The 16658-nt window shown below is 69.2% G+C and carries 17 protein-coding genes; 4 read left to right on the top strand and 13 right to left on the bottom strand.

Translation table 11 applies throughout. The annotated features are described in order from the left end of the window. The first annotated feature begins 1 nt into the window (after position 1). The 3 genes from Q0907_RS04320 (at position 2) to Q0907_RS04310 (ending at position 3604) form a co-directional block, all read left to right on the top strand. Entirely contained in the window at positions 2-1129 is a 1128-nt protein-coding gene (locus tag Q0907_RS04320; protein WP_296280170.1) for a hypothetical protein, read from the top strand. After that, positions 1126-1713: a YigZ family protein gene (locus Q0907_RS04315; RefSeq protein WP_299341908.1), complete on the top strand. Its 588-nt coding sequence runs from the start codon at positions 1126-1128 to the stop codon at positions 1711-1713. Before Q0907_RS04320 ends, Q0907_RS04315 begins: the two co-directional genes overlap by 4 nt. A gap of 112 nt (positions 1714-1825) precedes the next feature. Beyond that, positions 1826-3604 carry an ABC transporter transmembrane domain-containing protein gene (locus Q0907_RS04310; protein ID WP_299341906.1) on the top strand — a complete coding sequence of 593 codons (1779 nt, stop codon included), beginning with the start codon at positions 1826-1828 and terminating at the stop codon, positions 3602-3604. Between the two features lie 96 nt (positions 3605-3700). Here the strand turns inward: Q0907_RS04310 and Q0907_RS04305 are convergent, their stop codons facing one another. After that, entirely contained in the window at positions 3701-4861 is a 1161-nt protein-coding gene (locus Q0907_RS04305; protein ID WP_299341903.1) for an acyl-CoA desaturase, read from the bottom strand. Beyond that, positions 4861-5964, bottom strand: a complete 1104-nt coding sequence (locus Q0907_RS04300) for a ferredoxin reductase (RefSeq protein ID WP_299341902.1) — start codon at positions 5962-5964, stop codon at positions 4861-4863. The genes Q0907_RS04305 and Q0907_RS04300 overlap by 1 nt, the downstream gene beginning before the upstream one ends. Positions 5965-6066: 102 nt before the next feature. Here Q0907_RS04300 and fabR point away from each other — a divergent pair, with 102 nt between their 5' ends. Further along, positions 6067-6723 (top strand): HTH-type transcriptional repressor FabR, encoded by a 657-nt coding sequence (gene fabR, locus Q0907_RS04295; protein ID WP_296280255.1) that lies wholly within the window; start codon positions 6067-6069, stop codon positions 6721-6723. 12 nt (positions 6724-6735) lie between these two features. Here fabR and Q0907_RS04290 read toward each other — a convergent pair whose 3' ends face one another. The 11 genes from Q0907_RS04290 to rlmD all read right to left on the bottom strand — a co-directional run bounded on the left by Q0907_RS04290 (position 6736) and on the right by rlmD (position 16608). Continuing rightward, entirely contained in the window at positions 6736-7236 is a 501-nt protein-coding gene (locus tag Q0907_RS04290) for a L,D-transpeptidase family protein (protein ID WP_296280165.1), read from the bottom strand. Continuing rightward, positions 7233-8858: an acyl-CoA dehydrogenase family protein gene (locus Q0907_RS04285; RefSeq protein ID WP_299341899.1), complete on the bottom strand. Its 1626-nt coding sequence runs from the start codon at positions 8856-8858 to the stop codon at positions 7233-7235. The genes Q0907_RS04290 and Q0907_RS04285 overlap by 4 nt, the downstream gene beginning before the upstream one ends. An 80-nt stretch (positions 8859-8938) precedes the next feature. Further along, positions 8939-10174 (bottom strand): NAD(P)/FAD-dependent oxidoreductase, encoded by a 1236-nt coding sequence (locus tag Q0907_RS04280; RefSeq protein WP_299341892.1) that lies wholly within the window; start codon positions 10172-10174, stop codon positions 8939-8941. Positions 10175-10273: 99 nt separating this feature from the next. Next, the gene (locus tag Q0907_RS04275) at positions 10274-10480 is read right to left on the bottom strand and encodes a cold-shock protein (protein ID WP_055942196.1); all 207 of its coding nucleotides are present in this window, start codon (positions 10478-10480) and stop codon (positions 10274-10276) included. 91 nt (positions 10481-10571) lie between these two features. After that, positions 10572-11318, bottom strand: coding sequence for an S-methyl-5'-thioinosine phosphorylase (locus tag Q0907_RS04270; protein WP_296280162.1), 747 nt, complete (start codon positions 11316-11318; stop codon positions 10572-10574). Between the two features lie 3 nt (positions 11319-11321). Continuing rightward, entirely contained in the window at positions 11322-11891 is a 570-nt protein-coding gene (locus Q0907_RS04265) for a hypoxanthine-guanine phosphoribosyltransferase (RefSeq protein WP_296280161.1), read from the bottom strand. After that, entirely contained in the window at positions 11891-12898 is a 1008-nt protein-coding gene (nagZ, locus tag Q0907_RS04260; protein ID WP_299341888.1) for a beta-N-acetylhexosaminidase, read from the bottom strand. The genes Q0907_RS04265 and nagZ overlap by 1 nt, the downstream gene beginning before the upstream one ends. Positions 12899-13003: 105 nt before the next feature. Next, positions 13004-14563, bottom strand: coding sequence for a cryptochrome/photolyase family protein (locus Q0907_RS04255; RefSeq protein ID WP_299341885.1), 1560 nt, complete (start codon positions 14561-14563; stop codon positions 13004-13006). Further along, positions 14560-14703, bottom strand: a complete 144-nt coding sequence (locus Q0907_RS04250) for a DUF2256 domain-containing protein (protein WP_296280158.1) — start codon at positions 14701-14703, stop codon at positions 14560-14562. Before Q0907_RS04250 ends, Q0907_RS04255 begins: the two co-directional genes overlap by 4 nt. 67 nt (positions 14704-14770) lie before the next feature. Then, on the bottom strand, positions 14771-15265 hold the full coding sequence (locus Q0907_RS04245) for a CYTH domain-containing protein (protein WP_299341882.1): 495 nt from the start codon (positions 15263-15265) through the stop codon (positions 14771-14773). Continuing rightward, a complete protein-coding gene (rlmD, locus tag Q0907_RS04240) occupies positions 15265-16608 on the bottom strand; it encodes a 23S rRNA (uracil(1939)-C(5))-methyltransferase RlmD (RefSeq protein WP_299341879.1) in 1344 nt (447 codons plus the stop codon). The genes Q0907_RS04245 and rlmD overlap by 1 nt, the downstream gene beginning before the upstream one ends. Between the last annotated feature and the right edge of the window lie 50 nt (positions 16609-16658).

Below are 16658 nucleotides of genomic sequence, written 5' to 3'. Positions count from 1 at the left end.
CATGCCCCCCGAGCCCCTGACCCCGGAAGAGCGCGCCCTCGCGCAATCGCTGTCCCGCGTGGGACCGCAGGGTGGCCCCTCGGCCGACCTGGACGCACGCATCCTGGGGGCCGCGCGCGCCGCCGTGCAGCCTGCACGCACCCGCGGCGACCGCGTACCGACGGCACGCCGGCGCTGGCCGCTGGGCATTGGCGTGGCGGCGTCGGTCCTGCTTGCCGCCGGCATCGCGTGGCAGCTCCGTCCCACGCACGAGGTTCCGGTCGCCAGCGAGATGCCTTCCACCCCCGACTATCCGAGCGGCGGCGCATCCGCGGATCAGGAGGTTGCGGCAGCGGACGCGGGAGCTAACCCGGCTGCCGATGCCGCAGCGGCGGAACCTGCCCGGGTCGCCGAAGGACTCCTGCCCCCGCCGCCGGCGAAGGTACTCACCCCGCCTGCCGGACGCCCGGCCAGCGGGCCCGCACGCCAGAATGCGGAAGCGGCCGCGCGCCAGGAGGCCGCGCCCAAGCGTACCCCGCGTGCGCTGCTTCCCACCCCCATGCCCCCCAGCCCACCCGCGCCAGCCGCGCCCCCCCAGGCGTTTCCGGCCGAAACAGCGGATGCTTATGCGCGCACGTCCGCCGCCGACAGCAACGAGGCGATCGCCGAGACCGTGGCGCGTGAGCAGGAGCGCGAGCAGCGCATCGCCGTGAAGCAACAGCAGGAGCTTCGTGCCCGAGACAACGAGGAACGGCGTGAGGCCACCACCAAGGTTGACGATGGCGCCACCCTCGACACCATCTCGGTCACCGGCAGTCGGGTGAAACGGCGCGAGAACCAAACGAAGACCCGCGACATGGGCACCGTCCAGGCGCCGGTCGCTGCCGCCCCCCCGCCCCCGCCCCCCCCGGCCGCGAGCGCCGGCAGCGTCCAGCCCAGTGCCGCGCGCAACGCCCTGCGCCGCACCGACCTGCAGGTGCCGGTCGACGCGGATACGCGGCTGCCACCGGAGGAGTGGCTGGACCGCATCCGCCTGCGCCGCGATCTGGGCGACGACGCGAATGCGCTGCGCAGCCTGCAATTGTTCGTGCAGGAGCATCCGTTCCAGCGCGTGCCGGACGACCTTCGCCCCCTGCTCGGCAATCCGTGAGCGATACCCTCGCCGCACGCGCCTCGCACTGGCTCGAGGTGAAGCACAGCCGTTTTCTCGCACAGGGTGCGCCGGTCCCGTCGGCCGAGGCCGCCCTCGCCTTCCTGCGCGACGTCGCCGACCCGGCCGCCACCCATAATTGCTGGGCCTACCGCATCGGCCAGGATTACCGTTCCAGCGACGACGGCGAGCCGGCCGGCACGGCGGGCCGGCCGATCCTCGCCGCGATCGATGGCCAGGGCTTCGATCGCGTGATGGTGGTCGTGACGCGCTGGTACGGCGGCATCAACCTGGGCGCAGGCGGCCTGGTGCGCGCCTATGGCGGGGCGGCGGCCGAGTGCCTGCGGCTTGCGCCGCGCGAGCCTTTGGTCGCACTGGCGACATTGGCGCTGGCCTGCCCGTTCGACGATCTCGGGCACGTGCACGCGGCCCTGATCGCCCATCAGGCGACGAAGCAGGACGAAAGTTTCGACGAGACAGGCGCCCGCCTGAGGGTGCAATTGCCCGCGGATCGTGTGGAAGCCTTGAAAACCCAGCTGCGCGACGCCACCCGTAACCGGGTGCGCGTGGTGGAGCCCGCCTGAACCCGGCGGTGCGCATCAGGTGTTTGTGGAAGGGGCTTCCGGTACGGCGGAGGCGGGGCGGCCTGGCTGGGGCTGAAGCCTCTCCCACAACCGCTTTGAAGACGGATCCCCGATGAGCACACCGAGCGAGACCCCCGACAGCGCCTCTGCCGGACCGAAAGCGAAGCTGGGCACGCTGCGCGCGCTGTGGCCGTTCGTGCGCCGGCATGCCGGGCTGTTCACTGCCTGGCTGCTGGCTCTGGCTCTGGCGTCGGCGGCGACGCTGAGCCTGCCGGTCGCATTCCGCCAGATGATCGACAACGGATTCACCGATGGCGCGAACATCAATCGGGCCTTCCTCTTCCTGTTCGTAGTAGCGGTGGTGCTGGCCCTGGCGAGCGCGGCGCGTTTCTATTTCGTGTCGCTGCTGGGCGAAAAAGTGGTCGCGGACTTGCGCGGGCAGCTGTATGGCCACCTGATCGGCCTCGATGCCGAGTTCCATGACCGCACGCGCAGCGGCGAGCTGGTGTCCCGCCTTTCCGCGGACAGCGAACTGCTGCGCACGGTCGTTGCCACCAGCATGTCGGTCGCGTTGCGCAGCAGTGTCACCGTGATTGGCAGCTTGGCGATGCTCTTCTTCACCAGCCCTCGGCTGGCCGCATTCGCGCTGATCGGCATTCCGCTGGCGGTGCTGCCCATCGTGCTGGGGGCACGCCGACTGGAGAAGGCCTCCCGCGCCAGCCAGGACCGTGTCGCAGACGCCAATACGCTGGCCAGCGAAACGCTCGGTGCAGTCCGCACGGTGCAGGCGCACGCCCGCGAGCCGTACGAGCGCGGCCGCTTCGGCGACGCCATCGCGACCGCGGTCGACACGGCGCGCCGCCGTATCCGCGCGCAGGCGTGGGTGACTGCTGCGGCCATCACGCTGATCTTCGGCGCGATCACGCTGGTGCTGTGGTCCGGGGCGCACGATGTCATCGACGGCACGATGAGCGCAGGCACGCTGGGGCAGTTCGTGCTGTACGCCCTGATCGGCGGCGGCTCGGTCGGCGCCTTGGCCGAAGTCTGGAACGAACTGCAACGCGCCGCTGGCGGCATGGGCCGGATCGCCGAACTGCTCGATGAAACCCCGGCCATCCGCGCGCCGGCAGCGCCCCGCGCCCTGTCGGCGCCGGTCAAGGGCGAGATCCGGTTCGACCACGTCGCGTTCCACTACCCCTCGCGTCCCGACCTGCCCGCGCTCGACGATTTCGACCTAACCGTCAACCCGGGCGAAACCGTCGCACTGGTCGGTCCCTCCGGTGCCGGCAAGAGCACGGTGTTCTCGATGCTGCTGCGCTTCCACGATGCGCAGGCCGGCAGCGTACGGATCGACGGCGTCGACCTGCGCGAGCTTGACCCGGCGCACTTGCGCGAACAGATCGCCCTGGTGCCGCAGCAGCCCACCATCTTCGCTGCCAGCGCCGCCGAGAACATCCGCTACGGCAAGCTCGACGCGACCGACGCGGAACTGCAGGCCGCCGCCGAAGCCGCCGAAGCCGACGACTTCATCCGCGAACTGCCGGGCGGCTTCGAGAGCCAGCTCGGCGAACGTGGCGCGCGCCTGTCCGGCGGCCAACAGCAGCGCATCGCCATCGCGCGCGCGCTGCTGAAGGATGCCCCCATCCTGCTGCTGGACGAAGCCACGAGCGCGCTGGATGCACAGAGCGAGCGCGCCGTGCAGCACGCGCTGGAACGTCTGATGGACGGGCGCACCACGCTGGTCATCGCCCACCGCCTGGCGACGGTGCTGAAGGCCGACCGGATCGTGGTGATGGACCGTGGCCGCATCGTGGCGCAGGGCACGCACGAAGCCCTGCTGGCGGAGGATGGCCTGTACGCGGAGCTGGCGCGGCTGCAGTTCCTCGACTGAGCCGGTACGCGGACATGGCCCGCGCCTGCCGAGGCGGTGTTGTCGCCGTGCCGGAGCGGGCGATGCCCGCGATGCCCTGCGAAAGAGGATTCCTGCTTACGCTGCCGCGTCGGCCTGAACGAGCGGCACGAACTTCGTCGGCCGGCTGGGGAACGCGTGCCGCACGATGCGCCAGCACACCTGGCCGAACTGCGTGAGCAGCGTACCGGTGTTGTAGTGCTGGCCGTATCGCGCGCAGATGGCGCGCACTTCCTTGGCCATCTCCGCATACCGGTTGGCCGGGATGTCGGGGAAGAAATGGTGCTCGATCTGGTGGCTCAGGTTGCCCGACAGCACGTTCATCAGGAAGCCGCCGCGCAGGTTGGACGACCCCCGCAGCTGGCGCAGGTACCAGTGGCCGCGCGACTCGTTCTTGATGCATTCCTTCGGGAACGTCTCCGCATTGGCGGTGAAATGCCCGCAGAAGATGATCACGTACGTCCACACGTTGCGCAGGCCGTTGGCGACCATGTTCCCCAGCAGCACCGGCAGGAAGAACGGACCGGCCAGCGCGGGATAGATCACGTAATCCTTCGCCAACTGCTTGCCCATCTTGCGCACGACCGGCGCCGACTTGCGGCGCAGCTGCGTGTTGGTCATCTTGCCGCTCCACCAGCGGCCCAGCTTCAGGTCCTGGATGGCGATGCCCCACTGGAACAGCAGCGCGAACACGACCGCGATCGCCGGCTGCATCAGGTAGAACGGGCGCCATTTCTGCTCGGGGAAGATGCGCAGCAGGCCGTAGCCGATGTCGTCGTCCAGCCCGCGCACGTTGGTATAGGTGTGGTGGCGGAAGTTGTGGGTGTGCCGCCAGTTGTCGGCCGTACCGACGATGTCCCAATCGTAGGTCTTGCCGTCTAGCTGCGGGTCGCCGAGCCAGTCGTACTGGCCATGGATGACGTTGTGGCCCAGCTCCATGTTTTCCAGGATCTTGCCCAGGCCCAGCGACAGCGCGCCCAATGCCCACAGCACCCAGAACAGCCAGCCCACCGCGCTGTCGGCCAGCCACAGACCACCCGCCACCGCTGCCGCGAACAACAGCACGCGGCCGCCCAGGTTGGCGAAACGCACCGCCTTGACGACGTTGCGGATGTAGCGCGCGTCACGTGCGCCGAGCGTGGCGACGGTCTGCGCACGCAGGGCGTCGAGCTCCTCGCCGAACCGATCCAGTTCGTCGGCGCTGAGCTTGCGGTTGCGGGGAAAGGAGGACGTGGCCATCAGAGATCCAGCTCGAGGTCGGTGGCGGCGCTGTGGATGCACAGCTTCAATGCCTGGGTGGGTTCGTGGATCAGCGCGCCGCTGGGCAGGTGGCGCGTGCTGCCGGCGGACTTGCCGCAGGCGCAGGTGTTGCAGATGCCCATGCGGCAGCCCGACGGCGGTTTCAGGCCCTGTTGCTCCAGAGCGACCAGCAGGGATTCGCCGCGCGGCACGCGCAGTGTGCGACCGCTGCGTTGCAGGCGGATGTCGACCTCGCCTTCATCCACCACCGTCACCGGCGCCGCCGTGAAGGCTTCGGCCTGGAAGCTGGCCACGCGGGAGGCCAGCAGGTGGCGAGCGGCGTCGACGAACCCGCCGGGGCCGCAGGCCATGACCTGCTGCGCGGACAGGTCGCCGGCCTGCGCGGTGAGCAGCGCGTCGTCGATGCGGCCTTCCGCTTCGTCGCCGGCCGCTGCGGCATCCCGCGTCAGCAGCAGGCGGAAGCGGAACGCCGGATGCGCCGACGCCAGTGCACGCAGCTCGTCGAGGAAGCAGGCTTCCTCACGTCGGCGCACCCAGTACAGCAGGGTCAGGTCGACCGGCATGCCCTGCCCGGCCAGCTCGCGCACGAGCGCCATCAGCGGCGTGATGCCACTGCCCGCCGCCAGCAACAGGAACGACCCGCGGGGCGAGGCTGGCAGCGTCATCTCGCCGAAGGCCGGTCCCAGATCGACGATGTCGCCGATGCGGGCGTCGCGGCTCAGGTACTGGCTGACGCGGCCGCCTTCGATGGCCTTCACGGTGATCGGCAACAGGCCGTCCGCGCGCGGCGGTGAGGTCAGGCTGTAGCTGCGGGTCACGCGGATGCCGTCGATTTCGATACCCAGGTTCACGTGTTGCCCGGCGCGGTGGCCGGCCCAGTGACGGTTGGGCTTGAACAGCAGCGTCACGGCATCGGCCGATTCGACCTCGCGCGTCACCAGCCGGGCCAGCGGGCGCTCCCATGTCCAGGTGCGGTGGAAGCGGCTGGCCCAGAAATCGAAGATATCCGGCTTCACCAACGGGCGGAGCAGGCGTTTCAGGGGACCGGGCCGGCGGGGGGTCGGACGGATCTGAGCATTCATGGCCTCACTATACCGCTGTGAAGACGCATGTGTATACACTTGTATATTAATTTACGGGGCTATGATGCCCCTACCCTTCCGTATGCCCGGCGCCCTCGCGTGATCCCGAACCCGCAACCGCAGCTCCAGGACGACCACGGCCCCGGCCGCAAGGCGTCCATCTCGCGCGAGGACCTGATGGCGGCCGCCCTGAAACTGGTCGGCCCGCACCGCAGTGTCTCCACCCTGAGCCTGCGGGAGGTGGCCCGCGAGGCCGGCATCGCGCCCAACAGTTTCTACCGCCAGTTCCGCGACATGGACGAACTGGCGGTGGCGCTGATCGACCTGGCCGGCCGTTCGCTGCGCAAGATCATCGGCGAGGCGCGCCACCGGGCCACCAGCAGCGACCGCAGCGTGGTGCGCGGCTCGGTGGAGGCGTTCATGGAGCAGCTGCGCGCCGACGACAAGCTGCTGCACGTGCTGCTGCGGGAGGGCAACGTCGGTTCCGATGCGTTCAAGCATGCGGTGGAGCGCGAACTGCAGTTCTTCGAGGAAGAACTGTGCATGGACCTGGTGCGGCTCGCCGCGCGCGACAACGCCCCGCTGCACGAACCCGCGCTGGTCTCCAAGGCGATCACACGCCTGGTGTTCGCGATGGGCGCCACCGCGATGGACCTGCCCCCCGAGAAGGATCCGGAGCTGATCGAGCAGCTCTCGGAAATGGTCCGCCTGATCATCACAGGATCGCGCGCCCTCGCTGCGCGCGGCGGCGCCCGCTGATCCGCCACCATCTCAGGGCAGGATGCGGATCGGCGTACCGACCGGCACCCGCTGCCAGATGGCGTCCATCTCTTCATCGGTCACGGCAATGCAGCCTTCCGTCCAGTCCACCCGCGAACCGGGTGGCGTCGCGCCGTGGATCATGATGTCGCCGCCGGGATCGACGCCGCGGGCCTCTGCCTGCTGTCGGTCGGCGTGGTCCGGATAGGAGATGCGCAGCGACAGGTGGAAGCGGCTGCGCTCGTTGCGGTAGGTGATGCGGTAATCGCCTTCGGGCGTCCGCTGGTCCCCTTGTTGCCGCTTGTGCCCGACCGGCGCGCCGCCCAGCACGATCCGATAGCGGGCGATGACGTGGCCGGCGCGCAGCAGGTCGAGGCGCCGCTGCGCCTTGTAGACACGGATCGCGTCTGCCCGCTGCGCGGCAGGCACCAGGGCGGGCGGTGATGTCCCGGCTTCATGCGCCTGCGCTGTCATCCCGAACGACGACAGCAGGATGAGCAGCCAGCGACTCATGCCGGCAATGCCCGTGCGAGGAGTGCGGCCGCATCGACGTCGGCGGGCAGCGTGCCGAATACCGCGCCATGCTCGCCACCGAGGCGGCTGCGGACGAACAGCGGTGCCGCCGGGCTGCCGGTCCGCAGCAGCACGGCGGCCTGCAGCGCGAGCGCCAGCCGCTCGACGAGCATCCGTGCGCCCGCCTCCTGCATGGACGCCAGACCGGTGCGCAGTCGCTCGACGAAGACGTCGTAGGCCGGGTCGATGCCGCCGGCGGACGCCAGTTCGCGGGTGACCGCATCGGACACGCCGGCATCACGTGCCAAGGCACGCAAAACGTCCAGGCACTGGATGTTGCCGCTACCCTCCCAGATCGAGTTGAGCGGCGCCTGTCGATATAGCCGCGGCAGGATCGACTCCTCCACGTACCCTGCACCGCCCAGGCACTCCTGCGCCTCGTTGACGACGCCGGGCGCGCGTTTGCAGACCCAGTACTTGCCCACTGCGGTAGCGAGGCGCGCAAAGGCCGCTTCGTGCGCGTCGTGCGCAGCGGCATCCACCGCACGTGCGACGCGCAGCGAGAATGCCGTGGCAGCCTCGGATTCCAGCGCGAGGTCGGCCAACACGTTGCTCATCACGGCATGGTCGGCCAGCGGCCTGCCGAATGCGATGCGATGACGCGCATGGTGCAGGGCCTGCGCCAGCGCCATGCGCATTTCCGCGGCCGACCCCACCATGCAATCCAGGCGCGTCAGCATCACCATCTCGATGATCGTGGCGACACCTCGCCCCTCCTCGCCCACGCGCCACGCTCGCGCACCCGTGAATTCCACCTCGCTGGACGCGTTGGCCCAGTCGCCCAGCTTGTCCTTCAGGCGCATCAGCCTGAAGGCGTTCTTGCTGCCGTCGTCGCGGCGGCGAGGCATCAGGAAACAGGTCAAGCCCCCCGGCGCCTGCGCAAGCACCAGGAAACCGTCGGACATCGGAGCCGAGAAGAACCACTTGTGGCCGACAAGCGCATACGTGTCGTCCCCCTGCAGGGTGGCGACGGTGGCGTTCGTGCGCACGTCCGAGCCGCCCTGCTTCTCCGTCATCCCCATGCCGAGGGTGATGCCGGCCTTGTCGACGATGGGCACATCGCGCGGGTCGTAATGGGGTGCGGCGGCCTTCGTTGCCCATTCGCTAAGGCGGCTTTCGCGCGCCAGCACGGGCACGGCGGCGTGGGTCATCGTCAGGGGACAGCTGGTGCCCGCCTCCGCCTGATGGTGCAGATAGCTGAGTGCAGCGCGCGCGACATGCGCGCCGGGGGCCGGCGCGTGCCACGACAGCCCGGCGACACCGTGCGTCTTCGCCACGTCCATCAACCGGTGATAGGCGGGATGGAACTCGACCAGGTCGATGCGACGGCCCGAACGGTCATGCGTGCGCAGGCGCGGCCGGTCGCGGTTCGCGTCGAACCCGAGCCGATACAGCTCGTCGCCCGCGAGTGCGCCGTAGCCGGCAAGCCGCGCAGCGAACGCCCCACCTCCTTCGCGTACCGCGGCCTCACGCAGCACCACGTCGTCCTTCCACAGGTCGCGCGGCTCGAACGGCGGCGGCTGGTTGTCGACACGATGCGTTTCGAAGGGGGACTCGTCCATCACCGGCTCCTGCTGACGCGTCCGATTCTCGCGCAAATCACCGCGTGGCGCGGCCGGCAGGCGGGCCGCCGCCGTCCTGCCTAGACCGATGGCGCCACGTCGCCGAGTGCACGCAGGAAATCCGCCTTCAGCTTCAACGTGCCGAAGAATCCGTGCTGCGTGCCGCTCAACACCCGCAGCATGTGTCCCCGCCCGCCAGGCAGTCGACCGGCCGGCAGGAAGGCGACGTCACGCGCGTGCGCTACCCAGTCGCGGTCGGACTGGAAGATCGGGGTCAGCCAGCGGCTCCAGAACTGATAGACCCCGACATGCGCCTGCCGCTGCCGCTGGTAGGCGTGCAGCGCGGCGGGAACACCGGTGTGCGTGCGCAGCGCGTCGCGCAACGCCATCGCATCCATCAAGGCCATGTTGACGCCCTGCCCGAGCTGCGGACTCATCCCGTGGGCCGCATCGCCCACGACGACGAGCCGGTCGCGGTGCCACCGGCCCAGGGTGATGTCGCGATAGCTGGCGCGCGCCAACTGGTCGGGATCGAGGGTGTCGGCGAGGCGCGCGTCCGCCTCGGGCCACAGCTGAGCGATCTCGTCGCGCCAGGCGGGCAGTCCACGCGTGCGCCAGTCATCGAAATCGGCGATGGGCAGGCTCCAGAAGAAGCTCAGCCGCGGCGTGTCGTCACCGGGCCGCGTGCCTACCGGCAGCAGGCCGATCATCTTGCGTGCCGCCACGTAACGCTGCCGAAGCTCATCGCCCCAGGCCCAGTCGCCTTGCGGCACCAGCCGCCACAGTGCGCCCCAGGGGTAGACTGCTTCGCGCTTCACCGCACCGGTGGCGCCGCGCAGCTTCGACGCCGATCCGTCCGCCGCGATCACCAGATCGAACGGACCATGCCAGCGGCCGTGCTGGTCGCGGATGCGGCGGGTATCGTCACCGACCGCTTCGATGGCGTGGCCCCGATGCACCTCACCGTGCGCCGCCCAGGCCTCCGACAGTAGCGAGAACAACGCGCCACGTTGCATGCCCAGGCCGAACAGCCGGGCATCCAGCCCGGCGTAGCGCATGTCCATCACCGCGCGACCGCAGGGCGTCTCACCGTACAGGCGGTTCACCCGTCGGCCGTGCGCCATCACGTCCTGCAGCAACCCCAGTTCCCACAGCACCTGCAGTCCGGTGGGCTGCAGCAGGAAACCGGCGCCGACCGGCCCCAGTTCCGGTGCGCGCTCGAACACCTCCACCCGGTGTCCGTCACGCGACAGCAGCACGGCTGCGGCCTGGCCCGCGGTGCCGTAGCCGATGATCGCGATGTGCTGGGCATCCATGGCGCGAAGCGTCCCTTGGTCGTGCGGCGAACCGGTGCAGCGGAAACGACAGGCGTTAAAAAACCCCGCCGGAGCGGGGTTCAAGAAAATCGTCTTGGATCAGGCTGCCGGCGTGATGTTGGATGCCTGTGCGCCCTTCGGGCCCTGGGTCAGCTCGTAACTGACGCGCTGGCCTTCCTGCAGGCTGCGGAAGCCCTTGCTGTTGATGGCGGTGTGGTGCGCAAAGACATCGGCGCTGCCATCTTCTGGCGCGATGAATCCGAAGCCCTTGGCATCGTTGAACCATTTCACGGTACCGTACGGCATAGCGCTTGTATTTCCTTTATCTGGATGCGGGTGGAATGTGTGGCATGACGTCACACCCGCCGAGTATGCAAAGCCCGGCGCGCGTTGACAATCACCCTCGCGCCAACGCGGCCACCAGGGCGGGGATGCCGGCAGAGGCGGCGGCGACGTTCGCCAGCACCTCCTCCATCGTGATCTCTTCATCGGTGCCGCAGCCGGCGGCCCAGTTCGCGACGATCGCGAGGCAGGCGTATTCCAGGCCCATTTCCCGTGCCAGGCCTGCTTCCGGCATGCCCGTCATGCCGACCAGGTCGCATCCGTCGCGACGCATCCGACGGATCTCCGCACGCGTCTCCAGGCGCGGCCCCTGGGTAGCGCCGTAGCAACCGCCATCGACCAGGGCGACACCCGCCTCATGCGCGGCCGCCAGGATCTGCTGACGAAGTAAATGCGTGTACGGATCACCGAAGTCCACATGCAGCACGTCCGTCCCGGGCTCCTCGCAAACGGTCGAGACACGACCCCAGGTGTAGTCGATCAGCTGGTCCGGGCATGCCAGCACGCGCGGACCGCAGGCATCGGTGATGCCGCCCACGGTGTTCAACGCCAGCACGCGCGTCGCGCCGAGGTCCTTCAGCGCCTGCAGGTTCGCGCGGTAGTTGATCTTGTGCGGCGGCACCGAATGACCCTCGCCATGGCGCGCGAGGAAGGCCACACGCTGGCCGTCCAGCAGCCCGACACGGACCGGACCGGACGGCGCGCCGAAGCGCGTGTCGAGGTCATGGGCCTGCACGTCCTGCAGGTCCGCCAGCTTGTAGACGCCGGTACCGCCGATGACGGCGAGCGCGATGTCGCCCATGGCTCAGTCCTTCAATGCGTAGATGCCCGGCAGGTTGCGGCCCTGCTCGTGGTAGTCCATGCCGAACCCGAACACATACCGGTCCGCCACCTCCAGCCCCACGTAGTCCGCGCAGATGCCCGCCACGCAGCGGTCATGCTGCTTGGTGGTCAGCGCGGCGATGCGCACGTCGGTGGCGCCCTGCTCCAGGCACCACTGCTTCACGGCAAGCAGCGTGTGGCCCTCGTCGAGGATGTCGTCGACCAGCAGCACGCGGCGGCCATACAGCGCCGTCGCCGGGCGGTGCTTCCACACCAGTTCGCCACCGGTGGTCTCGCCGCGGTAGCGGGTGGCATGCAGGTAATCGAATTCCAGGTCCAGCCCCAACGCACCCAGTTCCAGCGACAGCTGGCCGGCGAACGGCAGCGCACCATGCATGATGGTCAGGTAGACCGGCACTTCGCCGGCGTAGTCGCGCGCGATCGGCGCGGCCATCTGCGCGATGGCGCGGTCGATCGTCGCGCGGTCGACCAACAGGTCGGCGTTGGCCAGCGCGTCGACCAGCTTCGGCCGCGGATTGCCCAGCGTTTCCATCAAGCCACTCCCTTCAGACTGTCGATGACGCGCGATTGCGTCTGGCCGTAGCGGTCATCCGCGATCAGCCCGTCCCATCCCAGCGCACCGCGCCCCAGCACGCCGAGGACGGCGGCGGTGTTCAGCGCGCGGCCTTCCACCGCCTTCAGCGATTCGTCGACCAGCTTCGGCGAGCAGACCAGCACCACGTCGCAGCCGGCATCGAGGTGGTCGTGGATGCGCTGCTTCACGCCACCGGCGGAGAACGCCGCGGCCATGCCGATGTCGTCGGAGAACACCACGCCCCGGAAACCCATCTCTTCGCGCAGCACCTGCTGGATCCAGAACGGCGAATAGCCGGCCGGTTCCGGGGCGACGGCGGGATACTTCACGTGCCCCATCATCACCGCATCGGCCTTGGCCTCGATGCCGGCGACGAAGGGCACGAGGTCCTCGGCCCGCAGCACGTCCAGCGGGCGCGGATCGACGGCATCGTCGAAGTGGGTATCTTCCAGCACCGTGCCATGGCCCGGGAAATGCTTCAGCGTGGCGGCCATGCCGGCGCTGTGCATGCCGCGCACGTAGGCGCAGGTGAACTCGGCCACGACCTGCGGATCGGCATCGAACGCGCGGTTGCCGATGGCGCGATTGCCGCGCGCCAGGTCCACGACCGGCGCGAAGCTCAGGTCGACGCCGCTGGCGATGATCTCGCTGGCCATCAGCCAGGCGTGTTCCTCCGCCCGCTGCAGGGCGAGCGACGGATCCTGCGCGTAGAGCTTGCCGAAGCCTTCCAGCGCGGGCAGGTCGCTGTAACCCTCGCGGAAGCGCTGCACGCGGCCGCCTTCCTGGTCCACGCAGACCAGTTGCGGACGCGGCGCGGCGGCGCGGATGGCCTGCGACAGTTCCGCCACCTGTGCGCGCGAGGCGAAGTTGCGGGTGAACAGGATGACGCCGGCGACGGCGTCGTGCTGCAGCCAGTCGCGCTCCTGCGCGGTGAGTTCGGTGCCGGCGATGCCGATGACGAGCATTGCGGTGGAAGCCTCATGGGCGGCGCCCGGGGGCGCGGGGCCTGCATTGTCGCAGATGCCCGTGCAGCCGTCAGACCGCGCCGTTCACACGGCGGCCGCGTCGCCTCAGAGCGATGCCAGCGCGCCGCGCACGTGGCGTGCGTGCGCGGACAGTGCTTCACGGGTCACCGTGTCCATCCGCGCCCACTGGCGATAGGGCAACGCCATGCGCGGGTTGCGTGCCAGCGAGGCGCGGTTGCGCTCCAGGAAATCCCAGTACAGCGCATTGAACGGACAGGCACGTGCGCCGGTACGCTGCCGACGGTCGTACGGGCAACCCCGGCAATAGTCGCTCATGCGATCCAGGTACGCGCTGCCGCCGACGTACGGCTTGCTGGCCAGCAGGCCGCCATCGCCGAACTGGCTCATGCCCAGCGTATTGGGCAGCTCCACCCATTCGAAGGCATCGATGTAGACGCCCAGGTACCAGCGGTGCAACGCCTGCGGGTCCAGCCCTGCCAGCAGCGAGAAATTGCCGATCACCATCAATCGCTGGATATGGTGCGCATGCGCCTGCGACAGCGACTGGCCCACGGCCTCGGCCAGGCATCGCATGCGCACGCGCCCGGTCCAGAACCAGTCCGGCAGTGGCGTGTCGTGGCCGAAGTGGTTCATTGCCGCATAGTCCGGCATCCTGGCCCAGTAGACGCCGCGCACGTACTCGCGCCATCCCAGGATCTGGCGGATGAAGCCCTCGACGGACGCCAGCGGTGCGTGCCCCTCGCGCCAGGCCTCTTCCGCACGCGCGATCACCTCGGCCGGTCGCAGCATCTTGGTATTCAGCGCAAAGGACAGCAGCGAATGGAACAGCCGCGGCGCCCGCGTGCTCATGGCATCCTGGTACTGGCCGAACCACGGCAGCGCGTGGACGACGAATGCCTCCAGGTCGGCCAGCGCCTCGTCGCGATCGAGGGGCCACCTCAACGCACGGGCCTGCGGCTCGCCGAAGCTGGCGATGCCGGCCGCCTCGATGGTCGCCCACAGCCCGCGATGGTCGTGCGGCCGGCGCCAGTCCGCGGGTTCGGCAGGCGTGCCCGGCCAGGCCGCGCGGTTGTCGTGGTCGAAATTCCAGCGTCCTCCGGCGGGCGTGCCGTCGGGCTCCAGCAGCACGTGATGCTGTCGCCGCATGGCGCGATAGAAGGTCTCCATGCGCCACTGCCGTCGCGCTCCGAACTGCCGGGCGGCCTCGTCCCGGGCGGCCAGGAAGTGGACATCGAGTGCGCGTTCGACGGCCAGATCGAGCGACGCCGTCCACGCCAGGAGCTGGGCATCCAGACGCCACTCGTCCGCGGGCTGATAGGCGAAGGTGCTGGCGCCATGGCGCGCGAGCAGCGCATCCAGGTTGCGGGTCAGGTGCTGGTGATTGCCGGGATCGTCGATCGCCACGTAGTGCACGCGGTGGCCAGCGGCGCGCAGGCGCGCGGCGAATGCGCGCATGGCGGCGAAGATCGCAAGGATCTTCTGCGCGTGATGCAGCACGTAGTCAGTTTCCTGCCGGATCTCCATCAGCACATGGACCACGCCCGGATCGAGGCGGGAAAACCAGAAGTGCTGCGGATCCAACTGGTCGCGGAGCACCAGCCTCAGCGTATGGGCCGGCGACGTGTCCTGCCCGGGCGGCATCATGCACGCGCCTTGCGCTGTCGCCGGCAGCGCTCAGAACAGTGGGCGACTTCGTCCCAGATTTCGCGCCACTTGCGCCGCCAGGTGAAGGGACGACCGCACGTGCGGCAGGGCTTGCTGGGCAGGTCGGATTTGCGGCGCATGGTCGGGACGGTGGCGTGTCACCGCTCGTACGTGGGCGCGCCGCCGATGGATGCGGCAACGGCGGACTCACTCGCGCGGCCAGCGCCCATACGGGTAGCTGGCCAGCGCGAGGTTGTAATAGCGCGGATCGTCGGTGACCTCGGCGCCCAGCCAGCCGGGCCGCTCGAAGGCCTCGTCGGCGTGGCCCAGCTCGATCTCCGCCACCACCAGGCCGGCGTTGTCGCCGAGGAATTCATCCACTTCCCAGAGATGTCCGGCATGCCGCACCAGGTGTCGATGCTTCTCGATCCGTCCGCCCACGCACAACGCGAGCAGCGCACGGGCATCTTCCACCGGAATGGCGTAATCGAACTCCTGCCGGGTTGGGCCGAGTTCGCGCGACTTGAGGTTGAGGTAGGCTCCGCCCCCCTGGATGCGCACCCGCACCGACGCCTGCTGTTCGCCGCGTTCGATCGCGCCGCTGTCGTTGAGATAGCCCTGCGCCATCGGCACGACGTCATGCGCGGCCTCGCGCCAGGCATCGCTCGCGACCAGGAACTTGCGCTCGATCTCGATGCCCATCAGCGCCGCTCGAACAAGGCGATCGACTCGACGTGCGCCGTGTGGGGGAACATGTCCATGGCACCCGCCGACACCAGCGCATAACCCTGCTCGTTGACCAGGTAGCCGGCATCGCGCGCCAGCGAGCCAGGATGGCAGCTGACGTACACGATACGGTCGAACTGCTTCAGCGGCAGCTGCTGCAGCACCTCGATGGCGCCGGAACGCGGCGGGTCCAGCAGCAGCTTGTCGAAACCCTGCCGCATCCAGGCCGTGCCGCGCTGGTCCTGGGTCAGGTCGGCGGCATGGAACTGCGCATTCGCCAGGCCATTGCGCTGTGCATTCTCGCGCGCACGCGCCACCAGCCCGGCATCGCCTTCGACGCCGACCGCTTCGCCCACCCGGCGCGCCATCGGCAGCGTGAAGTTGCCGAGCCCGCAGAACAGGTCCAGCACGCGGTCCTGCGGCTGCGGATCGAGCAGGTCGAACGTACGCGCGATCATCTTCTCGTTGAGCGCCGCGTTGACCTGGATGAAGTCCAGCGGACGGAATGCCAGCGACACGTCCCACGGCGCCAGCGCGAACGCCAGCTGCGGCGCCTCGGGCCACAGCGCATGCACGCTCTCCAGCCCGCCGGGCTGCAGGAAAATGGCGAAGCGGTGCGCGCGTGCGAAGGCGACGAGTTTCTCGCGGTCGCCGTCGCTCAGGGGCTGCAGGTGGCGGAACACGAGGGCGACGCCACTGGCGCCTTCGCTGGCATCGCCGGCGATGAACTCGATCTGCGGGATGTGTTCGCGCGCGTCCAGGCTTTCGACCAGCGTGGCGAGATCGGCGACCTTGCCCCCGATCTCGGGAATGACGGTGTGGCATTCGCGCAGGTCGGCGACAAAGCGGGGATCCTGTTCGCGAAAACCGACCAGCGTCTTGTCCTTCTTGTTGACCCGGCGTACCGAGAACCGCCCCTTGCGCCGGTAACCCCAGTTGGCGCCGGTCAGGGGCGGCAGCACGGTCTTGGGTGCCACGTGCCCGATGCGTTCCAGGTTCTCCAGCAGCACGCGCTGCTTGGCTTCGATCTGGCGCGCTTCATCCAGGTGCTGCAATACGCAGCCGCCGCACGTGCCGAAGTGCGGGCAGCGCGGCGTCACGCGGTCGGGCGAGGCGTCGAGCACCTGGAGCGCCTTCGCTTCGTCGAAGTGGCGGTTCTTGGCGGTCTGCTCGGCCATCACGCGCTCGCCGGGCAGGGCGCCGGACACGAAGACGGCCTTCCCCTCGCGACGGGCGACACCGCGGCCGTCGTGGGTCAGGTCGGTGATGAGGGCTTCGAAAGGGGTCTTGTCGATGCGGGGGGAGCGGGGTCGTGCCACGTGGCGTCAGGCTGCGTGTGTTTGGCGGGGCCGCATTGTCGCATGGCCAT

It is taken from the genome of uncultured Pseudoxanthomonas sp., assembly GCF_947498795.1.
GTDB lineage: Bacteria > Pseudomonadota > Gammaproteobacteria > Xanthomonadales > Xanthomonadaceae > Pseudoxanthomonas_A.
This window is presented reverse-complemented; position numbering and strand designations above follow the sequence as displayed.

Bases quoted from the DNA above. Each gene is read 5' to 3' on its own strand.
- Q0907_RS04320 (WP_296280170.1), top strand. From the start codon at position 2: ATGCCCCCCGAGCCCCTGACCCCGGAAGAGCGCGCCCTCGCGCAATCG.
- Q0907_RS04310 (WP_299341906.1), top strand. From the start codon at position 1,826: ATGAGCACACCGAGCGAGACCCCCGACAGCGCCTCTGCCGGACCGAAA.
- Q0907_RS04305 (WP_299341903.1), bottom strand. From the start codon at position 4,861: ATGGCCACGTCCTCCTTTCCCCGCAACCGCAAGCTCAGCGCCGACGAA.
- Q0907_RS04300 (WP_299341902.1), bottom strand. From the start codon at position 5,964: ATGAATGCTCAGATCCGTCCGACCCCCCGCCGGCCCGGTCCCCTGAAA.
- Q0907_RS04290 (WP_296280165.1), bottom strand. From the start codon at position 7,236: ATGAGTCGCTGGCTGCTCATCCTGCTGTCGTCGTTCGGGATGACAGCG.
- Q0907_RS04285 (WP_299341899.1), bottom strand. From the start codon at position 8,858: ATGGACGAGTCCCCCTTCGAAACGCATCGTGTCGACAACCAGCCGCCG.
- Q0907_RS04280 (WP_299341892.1), bottom strand. From the start codon at position 10,174: ATGGATGCCCAGCACATCGCGATCATCGGCTACGGCACCGCGGGCCAG.
- Q0907_RS04275 (WP_055942196.1), bottom strand. From the start codon at position 10,480: ATGCCGTACGGTACCGTGAAATGGTTCAACGATGCCAAGGGCTTCGGA.
- Q0907_RS04270 (WP_296280162.1), bottom strand. From the start codon at position 11,318: ATGGGCGACATCGCGCTCGCCGTCATCGGCGGTACCGGCGTCTACAAG.
- Q0907_RS04265 (WP_296280161.1), bottom strand. From the start codon at position 11,891: ATGGAAACGCTGGGCAATCCGCGGCCGAAGCTGGTCGACGCGCTGGCC.
- nagZ (WP_299341888.1), bottom strand. From the start codon at position 12,898: ATGCTCGTCATCGGCATCGCCGGCACCGAACTCACCGCGCAGGAGCGC.
- Q0907_RS04255 (WP_299341885.1), bottom strand. From the start codon at position 14,563: ATGATGCCGCCCGGGCAGGACACGTCGCCGGCCCATACGCTGAGGCTG.
- Q0907_RS04250 (WP_296280158.1), bottom strand. From the start codon at position 14,703: ATGCGCCGCAAATCCGACCTGCCCAGCAAGCCCTGCCGCACGTGCGGT.
- Q0907_RS04245 (WP_299341882.1), bottom strand. From the start codon at position 15,265: ATGGGCATCGAGATCGAGCGCAAGTTCCTGGTCGCGAGCGATGCCTGG.